This is a genomic window from Paenibacillus sp. J31R122, from assembly GCF_056269185.1.
Genome location: NZ_JBWDNM010000014.1, coordinates 167,795 through 186,172 on the forward strand (window position 1 = coordinate 167,795; position 18,378 = coordinate 186,172).

18 protein-coding genes are annotated in these 18,378 nt (G+C 46.0%); 4 read left to right on the forward strand and 14 right to left on the reverse strand.

Annotated features, from left to right (window positions below):
* Positions 1 to 28 precede the first annotated feature (28 nt).
* The 4 genes from AC0YN7_RS22240 to AC0YN7_RS22255 form a co-directional block, all read right to left on the reverse strand.
* Complete coding sequence (locus AC0YN7_RS22240) at positions 29 to 481, reverse strand: hypothetical protein (protein ID WP_475812216.1); 453 nt, start codon at positions 479 to 481, stop codon at positions 29 to 31.
* A gap of 203 nt (positions 482 to 684) precedes the next feature.
* Positions 685 to 2,253 carry a UDP-glucose--hexose-1-phosphate uridylyltransferase gene (locus tag AC0YN7_RS22245; protein WP_475812288.1) on the reverse strand — a complete coding sequence of 523 codons (1,569 nt, stop codon included), beginning with the start codon at positions 2,251 to 2,253 and terminating at the stop codon, positions 685 to 687.
* Between the two features lie 50 nt (positions 2,254 to 2,303).
* Positions 2,304 to 3,290, reverse strand: coding sequence for a UDP-glucose 4-epimerase GalE (gene galE, locus AC0YN7_RS22250; protein WP_475812217.1), 987 nt, complete (start codon positions 3,288 to 3,290; stop codon positions 2,304 to 2,306).
* Positions 3,291 to 3,339: 49 nt separating this feature from the next.
* Positions 3,340 to 4,515, reverse strand: a complete 1,176-nt coding sequence (locus tag AC0YN7_RS22255) for a galactokinase (RefSeq protein WP_475812218.1) — start codon at positions 4,513 to 4,515, stop codon at positions 3,340 to 3,342.
* A 197-nt stretch (positions 4,516 to 4,712) separates the two neighbouring features.
* On the opposite strand from AC0YN7_RS22255, the gene AC0YN7_RS22260 reads away from it, so the two are divergent.
* Both AC0YN7_RS22260 and AC0YN7_RS22265 read left to right on the forward strand, forming a co-directional pair.
* On the forward strand, positions 4,713 to 5,576 hold the full coding sequence (locus AC0YN7_RS22260) for an AraC family transcriptional regulator (protein WP_475812219.1): 864 nt from the start codon (positions 4,713 to 4,715) through the stop codon (positions 5,574 to 5,576).
* 71 nt (positions 5,577 to 5,647) lie between these two features.
* The gene (locus AC0YN7_RS22265) at positions 5,648 to 6,877 is read left to right on the forward strand and encodes an NAD(P)/FAD-dependent oxidoreductase (RefSeq protein ID WP_475812220.1); all 1,230 of its coding nucleotides are present in this window, start codon (positions 5,648 to 5,650) and stop codon (positions 6,875 to 6,877) included.
* An 80-nt stretch (positions 6,878 to 6,957) separates the two neighbouring features.
* Here AC0YN7_RS22265 and AC0YN7_RS22270 read toward each other — a convergent pair whose 3' ends face one another.
* Positions 6,958 to 7,518 carry a general stress protein gene (locus tag AC0YN7_RS22270; protein WP_475812221.1) on the reverse strand — a complete coding sequence of 187 codons (561 nt, stop codon included), beginning with the start codon at positions 7,516 to 7,518 and terminating at the stop codon, positions 6,958 to 6,960.
* 222 nt (positions 7,519 to 7,740) lie between these two features.
* Between AC0YN7_RS22270 and AC0YN7_RS22275 the strand changes: the two genes are divergently transcribed.
* On the forward strand, positions 7,741 to 8,901 hold the full coding sequence (locus AC0YN7_RS22275) for a magnesium transporter CorA family protein (RefSeq protein ID WP_475812222.1): 1,161 nt from the start codon (positions 7,741 to 7,743) through the stop codon (positions 8,899 to 8,901).
* 111 nt (positions 8,902 to 9,012) lie between these two features.
* Here the strand turns inward: AC0YN7_RS22275 and AC0YN7_RS22280 are convergent, their stop codons facing one another.
* Positions 9,013 to 9,981 carry a Gfo/Idh/MocA family protein gene (locus AC0YN7_RS22280; protein WP_475812223.1) on the reverse strand — a complete coding sequence of 323 codons (969 nt, stop codon included), beginning with the start codon at positions 9,979 to 9,981 and terminating at the stop codon, positions 9,013 to 9,015.
* A 156-nt stretch (positions 9,982 to 10,137) separates the two neighbouring features.
* Here AC0YN7_RS22280 and AC0YN7_RS22285 point away from each other — a divergent pair, with 156 nt between their 5' ends.
* Complete coding sequence (locus AC0YN7_RS22285; protein WP_475812224.1) at positions 10,138 to 10,953, forward strand: lipase family protein; 816 nt, start codon at positions 10,138 to 10,140, stop codon at positions 10,951 to 10,953.
* A gap of 73 nt (positions 10,954 to 11,026) precedes the next feature.
* Here the strand turns inward: AC0YN7_RS22285 and trhA are convergent, their stop codons facing one another.
* The 8 genes from trhA to efeO all read right to left on the reverse strand — a co-directional run bounded on the left by trhA (position 11,027) and on the right by efeO (position 18,313).
* Positions 11,027 to 11,671, reverse strand: coding sequence for a PAQR family membrane homeostasis protein TrhA (gene trhA, locus AC0YN7_RS22290; protein ID WP_475812225.1), 645 nt, complete (start codon positions 11,669 to 11,671; stop codon positions 11,027 to 11,029).
* A gap of 41 nt (positions 11,672 to 11,712) precedes the next feature.
* The gene (locus AC0YN7_RS22295; protein ID WP_475812226.1) at positions 11,713 to 12,408 is read right to left on the reverse strand and encodes a lipase family protein; all 696 of its coding nucleotides are present in this window, start codon (positions 12,406 to 12,408) and stop codon (positions 11,713 to 11,715) included.
* A gap of 170 nt (positions 12,409 to 12,578) precedes the next feature.
* Positions 12,579 to 12,782 (reverse strand): hypothetical protein, encoded by a 204-nt coding sequence (locus tag AC0YN7_RS22300; protein ID WP_475812227.1) that lies wholly within the window; start codon positions 12,780 to 12,782, stop codon positions 12,579 to 12,581.
* 32 nt (positions 12,783 to 12,814) lie between these two features.
* Positions 12,815 to 13,732: a TRM11 family SAM-dependent methyltransferase gene (locus tag AC0YN7_RS22305; RefSeq protein ID WP_475812228.1), complete on the reverse strand. Its 918-nt coding sequence runs from the start codon at positions 13,730 to 13,732 to the stop codon at positions 12,815 to 12,817.
* 24 nt (positions 13,733 to 13,756) lie between these two features.
* On the reverse strand, positions 13,757 to 14,086 hold the full coding sequence (locus AC0YN7_RS22310) for a LapA family protein (RefSeq protein WP_475812229.1): 330 nt from the start codon (positions 14,084 to 14,086) through the stop codon (positions 13,757 to 13,759).
* Positions 14,087 to 14,261: 175 nt separating this feature from the next.
* A complete protein-coding gene (locus AC0YN7_RS22315) occupies positions 14,262 to 16,076 on the reverse strand; it encodes an FTR1 family iron permease (RefSeq protein ID WP_475812230.1) in 1,815 nt (604 codons plus the stop codon).
* 40 nt (positions 16,077 to 16,116) lie between these two features.
* Complete coding sequence (efeB, locus tag AC0YN7_RS22320; protein ID WP_475812231.1) at positions 16,117 to 17,436, reverse strand: iron uptake transporter deferrochelatase/peroxidase subunit; 1,320 nt, start codon at positions 17,434 to 17,436, stop codon at positions 16,117 to 16,119.
* A 1-nt stretch (position 17,437) separates the two neighbouring features.
* Positions 17,438 to 18,313: an iron uptake system protein EfeO gene (gene efeO / locus AC0YN7_RS22325; protein ID WP_475812232.1), complete on the reverse strand. Its 876-nt coding sequence runs from the start codon at positions 18,311 to 18,313 to the stop codon at positions 17,438 to 17,440.
* Between the last annotated feature and the right edge of the window lie 65 nt (positions 18,314 to 18,378).

Here is an 18,378-nt window from a genome sequence, read left to right on the forward strand (position 1 = left end):
AATCTCGGTTCTTTATTTTGGATCGCGATTATTCCTGCTCTTCCACTTGCTCTTCTGCCGTTTCAATGGACAGCTTAATGACGACATTTTTCTGTTCGCCCTTCAAAAAATTAGCAATTCGCTCCAGCTTATCAGCCAGCTCCGGACCGCTTAGTATTGTATTCAAATGATAATCGAAGCTGTCAGATGGCGGATTCTGTTGCATATATGAGTTTTGACTTCTCCAATTACGCTCTCCGTTATTAGCTGATTGTGAAATGACTTGATCTTGAACAGGGTAGAACTTATCGGATTTGTTAACAACTCTCTCGTAGATACGCAGCTTCTTTAGCAGCATATAATATTGTGCAGAGTGCTTAAAATTCCATGCTTCACGAATATCCTTCAGCGTATAATCCATCTTCCATCGCTTAAGCTTCTCAACTTGATCATCCGTGCTTAGCTGCAGAAACTCATCTAACGGCAACATTTTTTCGGGCATTTTGACCCCTCCGATGAATAGTGTATAACTTATAATTTTTTTAGATGAATGATTTTTTTATCCTATAAAAAATACCATAAAAATCGACCATTTACAAATTAATATAATTTCACAATACATGATTATTCATTGTATTATCTTCTAACGAAAAAAAAGCCTCCAGCCATACACCAGCAAGTGGTATAAACGGAGGCTTTCACTCATTATTCTTGCTGCAGACCAATCATAGTTAGGAAACGTTCAAAAGCGGCTAGGCCTGCTTCCGTACGTTTGTATACGCCGGCATCCTTCAGTACATCAAGGAATATATCTCCAGTTTCGGATTCTACAATTGTCTTTGCCTGCTCCGCAGAGCATTCTGAACCAAATCGCTTGACGAGTGACAAGAGCCAATCTGCATGTTTATGCAAAGGATGAGACGCATCCTTAAGCTGCTCGGCATTTACTGACGTTTCGCCAGTTAAATAAGCTGCAATTTGCTCAAGCTCATCCTTCAAACGGCCGGGAAGCACAGCTAGTCCCATCACTTCAATCAATCCGATGTTTTCTTTCTTAATATGGTGCAAGTTTTGGTGTGGATGGAATATGCCATCCGGATGCTCCTTACTTGTGCGGTTGTTGCGAAGCACAAGATCTAGCTCATATTCACCGCTGTCACGAAGCCGTGCAATTGGAGTAATCGTATTATGAGGCGTACGAGATCCGTCCGCTTGCTTCGTGAAGGCTAGCACATCCGCTGACTCATCACTATAGCCCCGCCATTCATCAAGCAAGCGACAAGCTGCGAGCTGAACATCTGCTTTTGAAGTACCGTTGATTCTGACAACAGACATCGGCCAATTTACGATGCCAAATCGAACGCCTGAAAGCTGAGGATCGATAAACCATTTATCTATAGATGCCATTTCCATCGGAAACACATGTCTACCGCCTTGAAAATGATCATGACTTAAGATTGATCCCCCTACGATCGGCAAATCAGCATTGGACCCGATAAAATAATGCGGCATTTGCTCCACAAAATCGAGAAGTCTCGCAAACGAGGAATGTGAAATAACCATCGGCTCGTGAGCGCCCTTAAAGATAATGCTGTGCTCGTTGTAGTACACATAAGGAGAATATTGAAAAAACCATTGCTCCGATTGCAGCGTGAGCGGCAGCACGCGCAAGTTTTGTCGCGCGGGATGATCAGCGCGACCCGCATAGCCTACATTTTCGACACAGAGCAAGCATTTTGGATAATGGGCCTGAGGCATCGTTTTGAGTAAAGCAATTTCTTTAGGATCTTTCTCCGGCTTCGACAAATTGATTGTAATTTCCAGTTTGCCGAAGTCTGTATCATGCTGCCAATATTTGTTCTTGCGAATGCGATCCATTCGAATATAGTTGGAATCTACATTTAGACTATAGAAGGCGTCTGTCGCCGCCATAAGACCCTTATCTCGCACAGTCCGCTCGAATGCAGCCGCAATTTCAGACGGTCGCGGCATCAATAGCCCCATGATACGGGCATCAAGCAAATCACGATACGTAATCGTATTATCTGGAATAAGTCCAATTAACGCACCATAATCGAGCAGCGGCTCAAGAATTTGAACAGGGCTTTCCACGTTTTCCGCTGGTAAGCTCCCTTCGAGAGGCTCGGTAAACCCGAACAAGTCAAGCAGCGAGTTGCGCGTCTCATTCACATCAAGCGTGTGTATGAGGCTGCGCTGCAACGCGAATTGCAGCAGTCGTTCTATTTGAAGCAAGGCGTCGGCTGACGCCTGCATTTGTCGTTCATTGGCCACGAGATGCAGCTCCTTTCACATATGCAGCGAGCCTAATCGTTATATCCGTTTGGATTCGCTTCTTGCCAGTTCCAAGCGCTTTGGATAATATCCTCCAGCTTATTTCTTTTCGGTTTCCAACCAAGTTCAGTTCGAGCACGCTCCGATGATGCAACGAGAATAGCCGGGTCTCCGGAACGGCGGGCTTCCATAACTGCAGGAATTTCTTTGCCTGTTACTTTGCGAGCGATATCTATCACTTCTTTTACAGAGAAACCCGTACCATTACCAAGGTTGTAGACGGCGCTATCCGCACCGCTGCGGAGACGGTCTACTGCTAGAACATGCGCGTCGGCAAGATCACTGACGTGAATGTAATCGCGGATACAAGTACCGTCCGGCGTTTCGTAGTCTTCGCCAAAAACGGAGATGTGTGGACGCTGACCGAGTGCCGCTTCCAATACGATTGGAATAAGATGCGTTTCCGGGTTGTGATCCTCGCCAATTTTGCCGCTTTCATGTGCGCCTGCAGCATTGAAATAACGGAGCGAGATGAATTTGATGTTATGGGCTATGTCGAACCATTTCATCATTTTTTCCATCGCAAGCTTGGTTTCACCATATGCATTTGTCGGAAGCGTACGATCGAATTCGTCAATCGGCACATTTTCCGGTTCACCATAGGTTGCCGCTGTAGATGAGAAAACAATTTTACGAACATTATATTCATTCATTTTCTCCAACAAGCAAAGCGTACCGAAGACATTATTGTGATAATACTTGCCTGGGTCCTTCATGCTTTCACCAACGAGTGAGTTCGCCGCGAAATGAATGATGGCATCTATTTCATTCTCTTTAAATACAGTATCCAAAAATGCCGCGTCACGTAGATCTCCTTCATATAGCTTCCCGCCTAACAACGCTTTACGATGCCCCTGCTGCAAATTGTCGATTACGATAATTTCCTCGCCACGCTCCTGTAAGGCTGCCACTGCATGCGATCCGATATAGCCAGCTCCGCCGGTTACGAGTACTGCCATTGTAAATTTCCCCTCTCCTATGAACAAATAATTTAAAACAAACTTTCACTTATACCGATAGACGTTCAACGCCATTGCCGATCGTACAAACATAGAAATCAGCCGTTAAGCCGGTTGCTTCGAAATAGCTGCGTCCAACTTCAGCTTTGAATGCCTCTATGTTATCCTCATGAACAAGGGATACAGTACAGCCGCCAAATCCCGCTCCAGTCATACGTGAGCCCAGTACGCCTGGTACTTGACGTGCTGCTGCAACCATAGCATCCAGCTCGTCTCCGGTTACTTCATACAAGTCGCGCAACGAATCATGCGAGCCGTTCATCAATTGTCCGAACTTCTCCAAATCGTTAGCTTTAAGCGCTTTGATTGATCGAAGGACGCGATCGATTTCTTCCACAACATGCTGCGCGCGTTTCTGTACGATGTCATCCTTGATTAGATGTTTAGCGGAGTTGAATTGCTCTAAGTTAATTTGACCAAGCAGCGTTAGATCAGGAAATGCGGCTTGCAGATCCTTCACAGCTTGTTCGCACTGGCTGCGGCGTTCATTGTAGGCTGAATCAACCAGACCGCGGCGCTTGTTCGTATTGCCGATAACAAGCTTATAATTGCCGGATTCAAATGGGATCAAATCGTATTCCAGCGTATCGCACATAAGCAAAATAGCCTGATCCTTCTTGCCGTTCGCGACAGCGAATTGGTCCATAATGCCGCAATTAACTCCATTGAATTCGTTTTCCGACTTTTGTGATAGAAGTGCGATTTTCACAGTATCCGTCGGCAATCCTTCTAAGGAGAGCAGCGCGTACGCGGTTACGACCTCAATGGAAGCTGATGATGACAAGCCTGCGCCGTTCGGAATTTCACCATGGTATAGCAAATCGAAGCCGTTCGAGAATGTCACACCGCTTCGCTGTAATTCATTCACGATTCCCTTTGGATAGTTCATCCAATCATCCGAAGCGTCGAATACAATAGTATCAAGTGAAAACTGCTTCGTTGCTGAAAAGTTAGTCGACGCCAGGCCAAGCAGGTTGTCCTCGCGTTTGCGAATCAACAGTGTCGTTCCAAACGTCAATGCGGCAGGAAATACGTAGCCGCCATTATAATCGGTATGCTCGCCAATCAAGTTCACACGTCCAGGAGCATGAAATACTGCGATGTCACTCGCGTCTCCGCTGTATTGCTGTATAAATTGCTGTGTTAGCGCCTCAATGTTTGCCATTTGCTATCACGTTCCTTTTTTTTGATAGAGTCATTTTCTTATTCAGTATAAAGTAACAAACTCAAAAACGATATGGCGCCAAGTGCTTATTATATGGATTAATGTGACTTTCAAACTATTGTTCTTACATGCTATGATATTGAAAATGCTGTATTTACGTTCGAAATCAATCACATATGAAGGAGGTGTAAAGATCAATGCGTCCGGACATGTATACGGTTGCCTCTAACCCCATTATTGCGCATGGCGAGAATCGACATTTGAACGTCATATTTGCTGGTGAGAGCCAGACTAAACCTTTACATCGGCTAGGACCAAAGGTGTATGATTTCTATTTAATGCATATCGTCCTCGAAGGCTGCGGTGTATTTACCTGTGACGGAAAGAGTCATTCCTTGCATGCCGGACACACCTTTCTGATTGAACCAGAACAATTAATCAGCTACGAATCGGATGGCGAATCGCCATGGCGTTACCGCTGGGTCGCATTTAATGGCACACAAGCGGCCGAGCTCGTTGAAACGGCGGGCTTTACCGCAGAGCAGCAAATCGTATATTGCTCAGACGGTGAGCAAGCAGCACAATATTATCAACAGATCTATGAGACATTCCGCAGCGGTAGTGCAGCAGCGCATTTGATGGCTGCTGGATACTTGCATCTGCTGATGGCTGAATATAAATCCGTGCTGTTTGCGCTAAGCGGCGAATCTCTGCGTACAGCTCAGGGTGAGGGCGACCATCTGCTGCAGCAGGTTGTACATTATTTGTCCAATCAGTATGCCCATCCCGTATCAATCGAGCAAATGGCCGAATCGCTCGGCTATAATCGCGCTTATTTGTCTCGTCTATTCAAGCAGCGCACTGGTGTATCCCCCGTAACATTTCTGCTCAAGCTGCGCATCGACAAGGCGCGTCATATGCTTCGTGAACGTCCCGAGCTCACAATTGAGCAGGTTGCCGCATCAGTAGGGCTGCAAGACGCACTCTACTTCTCCAAACAATTTCGTAGGCTGCACGGGCAATCACCGACTGCATATCGAGACTCAATGCGCACCCGCTAGCGTCTCATCCCCCCCTGATTTATGCGTCATTTTCACAAAATCGGGTATATTAATTGTGGGAGTGATGACCTATGAAGGAATTGCATACCGGGAAGCTATACTGGCCAGAAACATTATGTCATACCAAACAATACCCGCCCTTGCAGCAAAATAAAAAGGTTCAAGTCGCGATTATCGGCAGCGGCATGTCTGGAACAATTTGCAGCTCACAGTTTGTTCGCAGCGGACTAACTACAATTATGATTGAACGCAATCAAGTGGCTTGCGGCAGCACCTTAGCCAACACGGGTTTAATCCAATATTGCAATGACATCATGCTATGCGATTTAATCAATCAAATTGGTCAGCAGGATGCGCAGGCCTTCTATATAGCATGCAAAGAGGCCATTGAAATGCTGGGCTCGATTACAAAAGGATTATCGACTAACGTAGGCTTCAAAAATAGAACCAGCTTGTACTATGCCTCCACTGAGCAGCAGCTGCCTAAGCTCAAACAAGAATATGAAGCACTACGGGCTTGCGGACTCCCAGTCCAATTTTGGTCACCTGACGACATCGCTAAACATTTTCCATTTCGTAAGCCGGGAGCTATCGTTACACATGGAGATGCTGAAATTAATCCTTATCAATTCGTTACTGCTCTCGCCAGCGCAGCTGTTAAAGAAGGATTGGAGTTATATGAGCAAACAGATGTTATTGATCACAAGACATCGGCGAGCGGTATCCACCTTCTGCGCACAGCTTCTGGCTATGAAATAGAAGCAGAGCATGTCGTATATGCGATTGGCTATGAGCCGGAGGAGCTTCGAGGCAGGCTTATTAAGGCAAATCTAAACAGATCATACACAATTGTTACCGGCATCCAAAAAAACTTACAAAAGTGGCATGAGCGTTTCCTCATTTGGGAAACGGCACGCCCTTATTTATACCTTCGAACAACGCCTGACGGCCGGGCTGCCATCGGTGGTTTAGATGAGGATCCCGAAAAGCCTCTGCAAAGTGAAAGCGGTCGGGAAAAACGAACCGAGAAATTATATAAACAGTTTCAAGCTTTATTTCCTGAGATGCAGGCACCCATTGAATATGAATGGAATGGTACGTTTGGCGAATCACTTGACGGCCTGCCCTTCATCGGAGAAGACCCATCCTGGAAAAAGGTTTACTACTGCTTAGGCTATGGCGGAAATGGAACGGTATACAGCATGATAGGCGCAATTTTATTAAGAGATCTCATTTTTGGCGATTATAATCCTTTAGCAAAAATACTTAAGCTTGATCGAAAATCGTTAATAGGCGTATAGACAAAGAAGCCTCACCTTCGCTGCTTGGCATCTCGCTGCAGTATAAAGTGAGGCTATTGTTTGTATTTCTGTCTTTACATTTACACGCCATCCGCAATACTCGAAGCATTGCAGCTGCGGAATACAGCCTCCGCCGCACCTAAACGCGACAAATCGGGACCTCCGTCTGCTTCCTGCATTGATTTGCTGTCATCCGTTTCTACAACAATGAGGGCTGAGCCCCTTTGCAGTGCTTGGCTGCATATTTGAGCTTCATCATCATCCAGCCCAAGTGAATGAAACACGCGGTTATGCTCATCATCATCGAATAAAACGGCTGCTCCAAAGGGATATGCCCCGCCGAACAGACCTCCAGCTCCATAACCGGCTAGACCATAGGCTGTTAGAACGACAGAACCTCCAAAACCTGCGGCTGCAATCATTCCTAAAGCATCTGAGCCATGAACCTGAACGGCCGAAGCATCTTCCAATTCTTGAATCTCATCTACGTGCACATTACTTTCCGCTTCAATACGCCTAGAATGCTCAGAATCCTTAGCCAGCACCAACAGCTCTCCTTGAACGAAACCTGCCTGCTCCAGCTGCTGAATAGCTTGTATGACCTGCTGCTCCGTTTCAAATACACCAATTTTTCTAGCCATCGGTATGCCTCCTTTATATCACATCCATGTACAAGCAGCACATCAAATGACAAGCTCCGCTTGGTATGCCCTATTTCTGACGAATTAAGTCGTCTTATACAGTCTCATAGCTCCGATTACCTATAGTATTAATTCATACAAAGCTCAGGTTGTGCATCCCTGCTGTTCAGGTTATGATGGAGGAATATGAATTGGAAAATCGGACAAGCAGGAGGCTAAGCGATGATCCATAGGATGCTTCGCTATCCCCCAGGATGGGAATGGCATGTGCTGCAGCAGGTTAGACATGAAACAGCACAGGAAGAACCTTTGCCAAGCAGGAAAAACATACTTCTTAAATCCATCAAGCAAACGGAACAGAGCGATGACGATACGATACCTCATGCCCAGCAGCTTAAGCTACTTTTTCCGGAATGCGCCTCATGGATTGATGAATGCGATGGCAGACGAACGAATCAGATTTCTGTCAGGAATACACCTCAAACCGATCAGCTGCTGTACGGCACGCTGATGTTTCAAGTAACCGAGGATGAGTCCGATGTACAGCCTTTTCATTTCTGGCTGACTAAGAATCGGCTCATTACGATGCACGATGATATGCGGCTTCCGCTGCGCCTGCAATCCAGAGATCAATCAATGATGCTGGAAAGCTGCAAAACAGCTCCGGAAGCACTATTCATTATGCTTAGTGTCATTCTTGAGACTTTCCATGAAGGATTAGACGGCTTCGAGACGAGACTGGGTAATCTGGAATCTACGATGCGGCAAGAAAATCGAACAGGCCTTCTTGAGATTATTTTCGAGAGAAGATATGATTTGCTTCACTGGAATCACTTATTCATTCCTGTTAGAGAGCTTCAAGGCGCGGCCAAGGAAGCCTTTATGGAAGAGCTGACTGAGACGGAAGCCTTTAAAAGAATTGAACACAAGCTTGATAGAATTGATGTCCTATTGAATCACTATGCAATGGAGATTGATACGCTAATTTCAATGGATGATGCTATTTCCAGCTTCCGTGGTAATGATATCATGAAGACCTTAACTATATTTACCGTGTTGTTCTTGCCCGCCACAATATTAAGCTCCTTATGGGGCAGCAACTTTAACAAGCTGCCTTGGAAGGATCAAGCTTGGGGTTTTCCCGCCATGATCACGGTCATTGCAGCCATTACAGTCATTATTTATATTTGGCTCTGGAAGAAAGGCTGGACTGGCGACATACTGAACGGCCGGAAGACGCAGGAAATCGTTTCAGATAACGCGGATATGCAAACAAGATCCAGCCGTTATCGCCGAAAGAAGTCTTCTCCCAAGCAGAGCACCGCATCATTTTCTTCAAATGATGCGACGCCTCTCTCACGATCCCGCAAAAACCGTATCTAGCATAATGCTTTGTAATGGCTGCAAACAAAAGGGACTGGCCTTTATGTAGAACAAACTACTTAAAGGCCAATCCCTTTGCTATTGTCTACATCAACGAAAAAAAGTAAGTATTTACAGCTTCACTGGCAGTCCGCTGCGAGCCGACTCATTCGCAGCGATAGTAACCTGATGGGTGAGGCTAGCATCCGCATAGCTTGACCGTATCCGCGAGGCGTCCCCTGTTTTGACTGCATGTAGAAAGGCTTCATTTTCTCGTTCATAGGGATCAGTGCTATTGGCGTATTCCGTCTTCCGTCCCGCTTCAATATCCAATAATCCGCTGTGACTGAGCTCCAGCACACCCTTGTTCGTATAAATATGTAGTCCCGTTCGATCACCTGCCGGAATGGCGCATGTATTGCTAATCGTTGCTACGGTGCCATTTACAAGCTTCAAAGTAACCGTCCCAACATCAGGTACAGAAACACCATCTTCTACTTTACTCATTATAGTATCACCATAAGCCGCATAGACTTCGCTTATTTCACCAACCGTATATCGCAGTAAGTCTACGATATGAGTCGTTTGCTCAACGAACTGGCCGCCAGAGCCATCCATTTTACGCCACCAGCTTACCCCAGGCATTCCACCCATCCAATATCCTAGCGACATACCCACGCTGCGATCTCTCAGCAGCTCTTTCGCATGATCTGTCCCGTCCATATACCTAAAATGATAGCCAACTGATGTAATCAGCTGTTTACTTTCAATTTCCTTCAAAATAGCAGAAGGTGCTTGATTATCTAATCCGATCGGCTTTTCTACCAAAAAAGGAATATTCCGTTCAATTAAAGCGATTTCAATTTCACCATGCGCAAATGGCGGTACACAAACATACACAGCATCGAGCTTACGATCATCCAGCATCTGATGAACTGTAGCATATCCGCGAGCTCCTTCATGCAGCTTTGCTGCGCGGTCTGCCTTCTCTTGGTTTGTAGCCGTGAAAGCGGCAACCTTTACTCCTGCTATTTTGGAAAGCTTCTCCGCGTGCATCATGCCAAACCAACCAGTCCCGATAATCCCAACTTGAAGCGTCATTGATTCCTCCCCCTTCACAATAGACCAACTCTTACAATCCCGATTATACTTGCTCATCTCGAAGGAAGTCCATTTATAATCCGCTGGTACCCATTTATCCCCACTTTCATATAATACAAAATAATGCCAAGGTCGACGGATGAGCGGAGGGATGACATGGGGACAATGACGCAAAGAGCAGTAAGAACACAGGAGCTCGATATTCGCAGCGCCCTATTTTTGGCTGCGGTTTGTGGACAAACATATATGCAATTCAATAACAAGGATGGATTGTTTCTTGTGCCTAAGGACTATAAAATGGCAGGAGAATTTACCGCTAAAGCTTATGACAACAGCGAGGAACGATTCGGCTTTGTACTGACCTCGGAACGCGCATCTGTCCTCGCTTTTCGGGGCAGCGGTTCAGTTGTTGATTGGGTGTCCGATTTCATTGCCGAGCAAACTCCTTACCGACCAGTGAAAAATGTAGGTTTAACACATAAAGGCTTTACCGATATCTATATGTCCACACGCACTCAAATCTTTGATATTATAAAGCAGCTGCCGACACATATTCCATTATTTATTACCGGACATAGTCTGGGCGGCGCACTTGCTACACTCGCCGCAATGGACCTGGCCAACAACTCAGCATTCACTTCACCGATCATTTATACGTTTGGGACGCCAAGGGTCGGTGATCCCAAATTCGCGCGAAGCTATAACGCTTTAATAAACACGCATTGGCGTTTTCAAAATGAATTTGATATCGTTCCGCATCTGCCTACTCTCATATACCAATCCCCTAAAACAAAGCAAACGTATTACTATATGCATGTAAAAGGAGAGGTTAAGCGCTCGTTCCGGATGGGCTCCGTCTCCAGCAATCATATTTTATCAAGCTATTTCGCCGACCTCGTTCGTGAGGACCCTGCTTTTGCGATTACTGTCTGCTCCGAACCTCCCGGCTGGTGTCCAGAAATCGAGGTATAAATAAACGGAAGCCCATTAAGAAGACAAAAAAAAGTGAGGGAAACCTCACCACTTACATATATTAGGAAACCTATTAAGCTGGCAATATATACAGCAAAATAGCGAAGAAGTGTACAATGGAGCCGCCTAGTACGAACAAGTGCCAGACCGCATGATGATAAGGAAAGCTGCGCCACATATAAAATATCGTACCGAATGTATAGAGCAATCCACCAGTTATAAGCAGTTGAACTCCGCCTGGAGCGAGATGTGTCGTAAGCGGCTTCCATGCAAAAACAATGATCCAGCCCATCGCAATATATACAATCGTAGAGGTAAACAGAAACTTGGAAGCAAAAAAAGATTTAAATATGACGCCGATTAATGCGGCTCCCCAGACGATGCCAAACAGCACCCAGCCCAATTTCCCCTGCACAATATGAAACAAAATTGGTGTATAGGTACCTGCAATAAATACATATATGAATGAATGATCGAGCTTTTCGAACAATCGCTTCGCTTTGCCCGCAGGGAAGCTGTGAACAAGCGTTGAGGCTGTGTATAGCAGCAGCATAGCAACCCCATATATAGTAAAGCTAACGACATGCCAAGCCGTTCCTTTCGTCGATGCAAATAAGATAAGCAGCACAAGAGCTGCTATGCTAAGTCCCGTTCCAATTCCATGCGTGACAGCATTTGCGACTTCTTCTCGCTTAGTATAAGTATGGGTATCCGCCATATTTATCGGTTCACTTCCTCTCTTCCCTCCATTTTAAAGGTTCACACCCAGCCTTTCAACCATCCGCGCATGTGATCGAGTGTTTTGTCGAGATTGCATACCTCTTCCTGATCCAAAAACGGACTTGTATGACGGAAGTAATCCGCATGCCTGCCTATAATCTTAATGCCTTCCACATAGCCTGGAGCATACTTCAAGCGGTTCCACTGCGGCATCGAGAATCCTTTTCTGCTCCATCCGCCCCAGCTCCCGATACGGCTTATAGGATCATTGAGCTTGCCTAAGCTGTCTACCGAATGAAAGTAGCTGACCTTGTCCTGCAGCTTTGGATCAATTGGCGTGCGAGGTGAACCGACCTGTACGATTCGAAAGTCTTTGGCTTCACCTTCATCATGCAGTAATTTCGCCGCCTGGTAAGCAGCTGCGCCGCCGCCGCTATGCCCGATTAGAAGCATCCGTTCACTTTTTAACGTCTGTTTTATTTGTCGTAGCGCGTTCTGGCCGCCAATACGCCCAGCCCTCATGCGATTGGATAAATCACTCTTTACCTCCAGCACTTGTCTTACCAAGCTTCGGGAAGCATCTCCATAAGGAAATATTACATGTACGTCCGGCATTACGCCTCGGGATTGAAATAGCTGTTCCAGCTTTAATTTGCATTCGGTAAATATGCTGTTGGATGTTGCCACACCGGCAAGTAGGTAAATACTCATGGTTGACTCTTTGGTCGCCGTCATAACGAATCCCTCCGCCATAAAATAAATATTTTATATTTATTATGTAGGCATTGAGCGGATTTCATCCTTGGTTATAAATTCCGCAGTTCATTTAAAGACAGGGCACCAAGCTGTTGCCAGCCGGCGCCCTGTCTTCTTCCTATTACTGCGTGGAAAATCCGCTTCAACTACTATACACCCATTTTTTTGCGCTGATTGTTTACTTTCTTCGTGTTCTGGCTCTTCATCGCCTGCGTCCCTGTGGATAGGTGCGTCTGGCCTGGCGCTCCGCCAGCTTTGGCTTGTTTCTTCTGAGCGAGCATCTGCTTCGCTTTCTCAGCTTGAGTCAGCGGTTTCGGCTGCTGGGCTGATTCATTGTTATCAATTGTAGACATAGGTTCACCTCGCTTCATGCACTACATAGTTCTTATTCTACTACAGATATATATCTGGTAAAAGAGGCTTTGCTCAGGGCTGCATATTCAATAATGCGAAATGCCGCCATTTCCAGCTGCTTCTCGACTTTTTCTGTCGTAACAACGACCGATCGTTTAGCTAGCCTTCTCACACTCTTCAGCATAGCAAGCTGTTCGTCCTCTGGCAATACCGAACATAAATTGTAGGGCATATCGATAATTGCCGCATCATAATACTTTTCCAGCTTCTGCATATCGGTTAGCTTTACCCGATTAGGATAGCCAAAATGAGCTAAGTTCGCTCGTGCTCCTCGTACCGCTAGCGGATTAATATCTACTCCTTCAATATCAATACCCATCGACATTGCTTCAATCAAAACCGTTCCCATCCCACAGCATGGGTCGATAAGCTTTGTATGCTCTGTATTCAACCCCGCGGCTAGATTAACTATTGCCCTCGCCGCCCTTGTAGGCAGCGCAGTCGAATAATTTTGTGGTTTATTCTGATGCTTCAGCCATAAAGCTTGATTATCCTCGCATGGCCCGAAGTGCCAACGTCCATTCCACTTGGTCAGACCGAACCGCAGCTCTGGTGTTCGCATATCCGCTCTCCCGCGAATTTCCGCACCGACTAAACGCTCTAGCTGCCTCTGTTCTTCAAAGGTAAATGGTTCATCACCCATCGTGAACAATACCTTGAAGCTGCGTCCCTCCAATTCAATTGTGGCAAGCTGCTCCGTAATTCCTTCCAAACGATCGGATTCAAAATAAACCTCGATTCGCCTTTTTACAAAAGGACTCCGATCAACTGACAAGCCCAGAGAGCTCGCAATGACTCCATTATGAACGGATTGACCGAACAGGGAACTCAGCTCAAGCTCACATAATGATGCTTCATCTTCATGACTCGCATAGTTGTAGATATACATAACATCCTCGCAATCTATGTTGTGCTATTCGCTAACCGGCAATTCAGCTGGCTCTACACGATCAGCACGACTAATAGTCTGTACTGAAGATATCTCGCTATTTTCAGCCATAAGCTCAGCCACATGCTTCTCTAAAAGCTTCACCGTGCGCTGCAGGCGGAACTGTCGAATCATTCCAAGAAGACCAACCGTAAGTCCACCAAGCAAGGTGGATGACAATATAACGAGAATAAGCGGTATTGTTGCTTCCGTAAACAAGAAGTTTACTTTTACAGAATCGACATTGATGACAGCAAAAACAGCGATAACAAAAGCAAAAACTAAAGCCGATATTAATACGCTTTGTCCCTTCATATTCATTGCCTCCCTTTTCCAAAAATAATACCACAAACGTTGTCGTTTCGCTTAAATGGATTTGATCTCCTCAATAACTAGCTCTACAAACAATGAAAAAAGCTGTTTCGCAAGCAGCAAACGCCACACGTGAAACAGCTCTCATCTATTAAAATTAAAATACTTTTGGAGTCTGTTACTTCGCATTCAAAGCATTAATCCCCGGCGTATTTTTCCGCCACTGTGTCCAGCTTACTTTTCCAATAATATACGCTAGTACAATAAGCTGTGGAATCGTTGTCTCCAAAGTTGGGTAGATGCCTAGAGCGCCGACTGTAGGTAAGCTAGACATCGTATGCGCGGGGACCCACCCCGACACTTGCAAAGAGTGTACACTTTCACCAAGAAAGCGAAAAACTAAGTAGTAGATAAGCGCTGATGCAATGAGAAAGAACGGACGAACTGGCAGCTTTGCACTGAACTTGATAATCCCAAATCCGAGTGCTATTAAAAATATGAACGTTACACCAAATCCAAGGATAAGCTGCAACGGTTCAATAGAAGGTGCCATCCCGATATAAAATATCGTTGTTTCTGCTCCCTCACGAAAAATAGCTAAGCCTGATACCGCGAATAAAGACCATAAACTGCCACGTGCAAGCGCGCTGCCCATACGTTGATCAATGTATTGGTTCCAGTTCTTCATATTGGATTTGCTGTGGAGCCAATTGCCCACCGTAAGCATCAGCACAACCGATAAAAGGCCGGCAATACCTTCAATTGATTCACGAGCACCGCCTGCTGCTACTTGAGCAATTGCATAAGTAAGCACTAACGCCATTACGCCGCTTAGTAGAAGCCCTACCCATACACCAGACCAAACCCACTTTCGTTTATCTGCATTACCGGTTCGTTGCAAGTAGGCAAGAAGCGCAGCCAATACTAATATCGCCTCAAGTCCTTCACGCAGCAAAATCATTCCTGCATCCCAAGCTGTATACTTCGTCTCCTGCATCATCGGCTCGAGCTGTCCTCGCATCTCTTCGATGAGCTTCGCTGCTTTGTCCGCAGCAGGAGGCTCTGAAAGTAAATAGCCTGCAGCTTCTGCCATCCGAATTTCGATATTGCTGTAGACGGCGGCCGAACGAAGCTGAACCTCTCCTTCGATCGCAGGCCATTGCACGATGAATGATTCCATCTGATCTGCTGCTTCAGCATGATGACTCGATTTAATGTCGATCAGCGCTTGATCAAGAATACCAACCGCTGCTGACACCGTTAGTGTATCAGCCTCTGCCTTTGATGAAGCTGTGATTTTGCCATCTTTATAGTCGTTAATAAGTTGAATGAGCGCCTTAGCCTCTTTCACAGCCTGCTCTGCACGCGGTGGATCGGCTTGAATTGAAATCCGCAGCATGCTCATTTTTGTTTCCAGACTGCCATATACGCTGAAATTATCAACTCGCACTGCTTTCTCAACGATCGGCCATTCGCTATTGATTTTACGATAAGCAGCATTTGCTTTCGTCCAATCACCAGCTTCTATATCTTTCAGCAGCTGCTCCACAAACGGCAGTATACGAACAGCAGCTTCTTTGCCCGACATAACAGCAGTATCCGTCTGCTCACTCTTCACGTATCGGTTTAACGCCTTAGCTAGTGTAGACAATGAAGCTTTCGCCGCCTCTGGGTTTTTCTCCGATTCAGCGAGCGAATTGAGTGCCCCAGCCATAGCAGAATCTACATCTGCAGACTCTTTGGTAGACGCGGGATTAAGCTGCTCCCACTTCACAGCAGCTTCTTCAATATGCAAGACTGCGTCTGCCCAGTCATCTTGTCCCGCTTCGACTAACGCGCCTCCTACGAGAGGCAGCAAACGGCTCAGCTCATCCGCCTGTTCACCATCCGCATGTACATAATTGCCGCCGCCGACTATCATTAGCATTAGAAAAACAACGGAACAGAATCGTATACCAATACGTTTCAATCCGTTGCTATGTTGTGCGAACATCAGTAGTCCGCCCCTTTCCTCATAGAAAGCTTTTATTTCTTTAAAAGAGTGTTTCACCAATGTAGCCGCCTTCCCTCACACCTGGAAAGCAAGCAAACACCGCGCTGCCGGTATGCACGATATATTCATTCAATAAGTCGCTTTGTCCAAGCTTTTGCTGCATAGGTATAAACTGCTTGCGCGTATCACGATTGAAGCATATAAACAACAGCCCTGCATCAAGCTGTCCTGTTTTATTGTCGATACCGCTTGAGTATGAGTAAGAGCGACGCAAAATTTTGATCGAGCCGTCACCGCGTGTCAGACGAACATGTGAATTTATCGGGATAACGGACTTGCCGCTCTCATCCTTCTTCTCCAAATCCACCTTATCCATTTCCAGCTTACTGCCGATTGGAGCTCCGCTCTCGCGATGACGACCAAATGTATTTTCTTGATCACCAAGGGTCGAACGATCCCATACCTCGATACGCATCCGAATTCGCCTAACAACCATATAGCTGCCCTGCGCCATCCATGCGGCTCCGTCAGCAGCCTCTGCCCAAACAACCTGCTTCATCTCTGTTTCATTATGAACGTCAGGATTGCCTGTACCGTCCTTAAAACCCATTAAATTACGAGGTGTCGCACCAGATGGATCAGCACCACCCGTTCGTTGGAAACCTTCCTGTGTCCAGCGAAGCACAGCCTTGCCTCTAGCGATACGCGCTAAATTCCGAATCGCATGAAAAGCAATCTGCATGTCATTCGCATTCACTTGCACGCCAATATCACCACCTGACCATTCAGCTCGCAGCTCATCTCCCCCAAAAGCGGGCAAGTCTGTGAGAACAGCAGGCTTTTTGCTTGTAAGCCCATATCGTGAGTCGAAGAAAGAAGGCCCTACACCAAACGTTATGGTCGTACGCGATGGAGACAACCCTGCCGCTTCTCCTGTATCGGAAGGCGGCAAATTATTATTGTTGTTGTCGCTGCCAAGCATATGGCCACTTGTCATTGATGCAGCAGCAGCCGTCCAAGCTTGAAACAGTTTGCGCACATCAGCAATGTTTTCTGTCGTCAAATCAAATGTTGCAAACAAAACAAAATCCTGTGGAGGCGTTACGATGCCCGCTTGGTGAGTGCCATAAAAATCTACAATCTGTGCAGGATCACTTGTTTGCCCTGCACTTGAAGCTTCCTTAGCTCCGTTTCTATCCTGTGCGGTTAATACACCGCCGACTCCTGCAGCTCCTAGCAATAAACCCGCTCCGCCGATGCCCGCCATTCGCAGCAAATCGCGTCGGCTAATCGATTTTTCCAGAACACCGCCTGCTTTGCCATCATCTTGCTTAGAGTCTGAGTCAGTTGGCCGAGTCATCTTATTGTACCTCCAAAATAGTACCCATTTGGGAAAGCGGCTCTGCAAGCGCATCAATGAGTTGGCTTAGCTTCTTCGTATCTTCTTCCTTCAGGTCCAAATACGACACATAACCATCACCTGATTTGTAGGTGGTCAAAGCTTGCTCAAGATCCGTAAATCCTTTTTCGATTTGCTCATTTAGCTCTGTATTTTTCTTAATCAGCACAGGCTGCAGCAGCTCATAGATTTTGTTCGCGCCTTCCACATTTGCTACAAAATCGTACAGATCCGTATGGGAGTAACGTTCTTCCTCTCCGACTACTTTCGAGGAAGATACCTCATTCAGCAGTTCTACCGCTCCCGTAACGAGCAAGCCTGGATCAACTTCTACGGTTTCCATTAGAGCACGCAGCAGCTTTACATCCTCAAGCAGCCTATCGGCGTATTCATCCATTCCTTCTGTAGAGTTGTTCACCCAAAGAGCCTGCTCAATACGGTGAAATCCGCGCCAGTCTTTGTCCTCTACGTCATTTTCACGAGCATCTATGTTTGGATCCAAATCTCCTAGCGCTTCGGCAATTGGCTCAATGCGCTCGAAATACATCCGTGTTGGTGCATACAACAGCTTCGCAGTTTCTACATCGCCGCCTTTAACAGCTGCAACGAATTTTTCGGTTTCAATAATAAACTTGTCTGCCTGCTCAACGGTAAACTGACGATAGTCTTCCAAAATTGCGGTCCAGTTACCATCTGGTGCCTCTGATTTATTCCCGCTCTCTGCAGCAGTCTTGTTAGTAGATTGTTCAACTGTTCCTGCATTTTCAGAATTATTAGCTCCACAACCAGTAAAAATAAGTGCGCATGCCAATACAAATGTAGTTAATTTAATCTTCATTATGAATGACTCCTCTTTACTTATCTATTTGGGATTCGTTACAAAGTATACGGGCTAATGATAAT

Excerpts from the sequence above, each read along its gene's own strand:
- AC0YN7_RS22240 (WP_475812216.1), bottom strand. The coding sequence starts at position 481 with ATGCCCGAAAAAATGTTGCCGTTAGATGAGTTTCTGCAGCTAAGCACG.
- AC0YN7_RS22245 (WP_475812288.1), bottom strand. The coding sequence starts at position 2,253 with ATGCAGGCGTCAGCCGACGCCTTGCTTCAAATAGAACGACTGCTGCAA.
- galE (WP_475812217.1), bottom strand. The coding sequence starts at position 3,290 with ATGGCAGTACTCGTAACCGGCGGAGCTGGCTATATCGGATCGCATGCA.
- AC0YN7_RS22255 (WP_475812218.1), bottom strand. The coding sequence starts at position 4,515 with ATGGCAAACATTGAGGCGCTAACACAGCAATTTATACAGCAATACAGC.
- AC0YN7_RS22260 (WP_475812219.1), top strand. The coding sequence starts at position 4,713 with ATGCGTCCGGACATGTATACGGTTGCCTCTAACCCCATTATTGCGCAT.
- AC0YN7_RS22265 (WP_475812220.1), top strand. The coding sequence starts at position 5,648 with ATGAAGGAATTGCATACCGGGAAGCTATACTGGCCAGAAACATTATGT.
- AC0YN7_RS22270 (WP_475812221.1), bottom strand. The coding sequence starts at position 7,518 with ATGGCTAGAAAAATTGGTGTATTTGAAACGGAGCAGCAGGTCATACAA.
- AC0YN7_RS22275 (WP_475812222.1), top strand. The coding sequence starts at position 7,741 with ATGATCCATAGGATGCTTCGCTATCCCCCAGGATGGGAATGGCATGTG.
- AC0YN7_RS22280 (WP_475812223.1), bottom strand. The coding sequence starts at position 9,981 with ATGACGCTTCAAGTTGGGATTATCGGGACTGGTTGGTTTGGCATGATG.
- AC0YN7_RS22285 (WP_475812224.1), top strand. The coding sequence starts at position 10,138 with ATGGGGACAATGACGCAAAGAGCAGTAAGAACACAGGAGCTCGATATT.
- trhA (WP_475812225.1), bottom strand. The coding sequence starts at position 11,671 with ATGGCGGATACCCATACTTATACTAAGCGAGAAGAAGTCGCAAATGCT.
- AC0YN7_RS22295 (WP_475812226.1), bottom strand. The coding sequence starts at position 12,408 with ATGACGGCGACCAAAGAGTCAACCATGAGTATTTACCTACTTGCCGGT.
- AC0YN7_RS22300 (WP_475812227.1), bottom strand. The coding sequence starts at position 12,782 with ATGTCTACAATTGATAACAATGAATCAGCCCAGCAGCCGAAACCGCTG.
- AC0YN7_RS22305 (WP_475812228.1), bottom strand. The coding sequence starts at position 13,732 with ATGTATATCTACAACTATGCGAGTCATGAAGATGAAGCATCATTATGT.
- AC0YN7_RS22310 (WP_475812229.1), bottom strand. The coding sequence starts at position 14,086 with ATGAAGGGACAAAGCGTATTAATATCGGCTTTAGTTTTTGCTTTTGTT.
- AC0YN7_RS22315 (WP_475812230.1), bottom strand. The coding sequence starts at position 16,076 with ATGTTCGCACAACATAGCAACGGATTGAAACGTATTGGTATACGATTC.
- efeB (WP_475812231.1), bottom strand. The coding sequence starts at position 17,436 with ATGACTCGGCCAACTGACTCAGACTCTAAGCAAGATGATGGCAAAGCA.
- efeO (WP_475812232.1), bottom strand. The coding sequence starts at position 18,313 with ATGAAGATTAAATTAACTACATTTGTATTGGCATGCGCACTTATTTTT.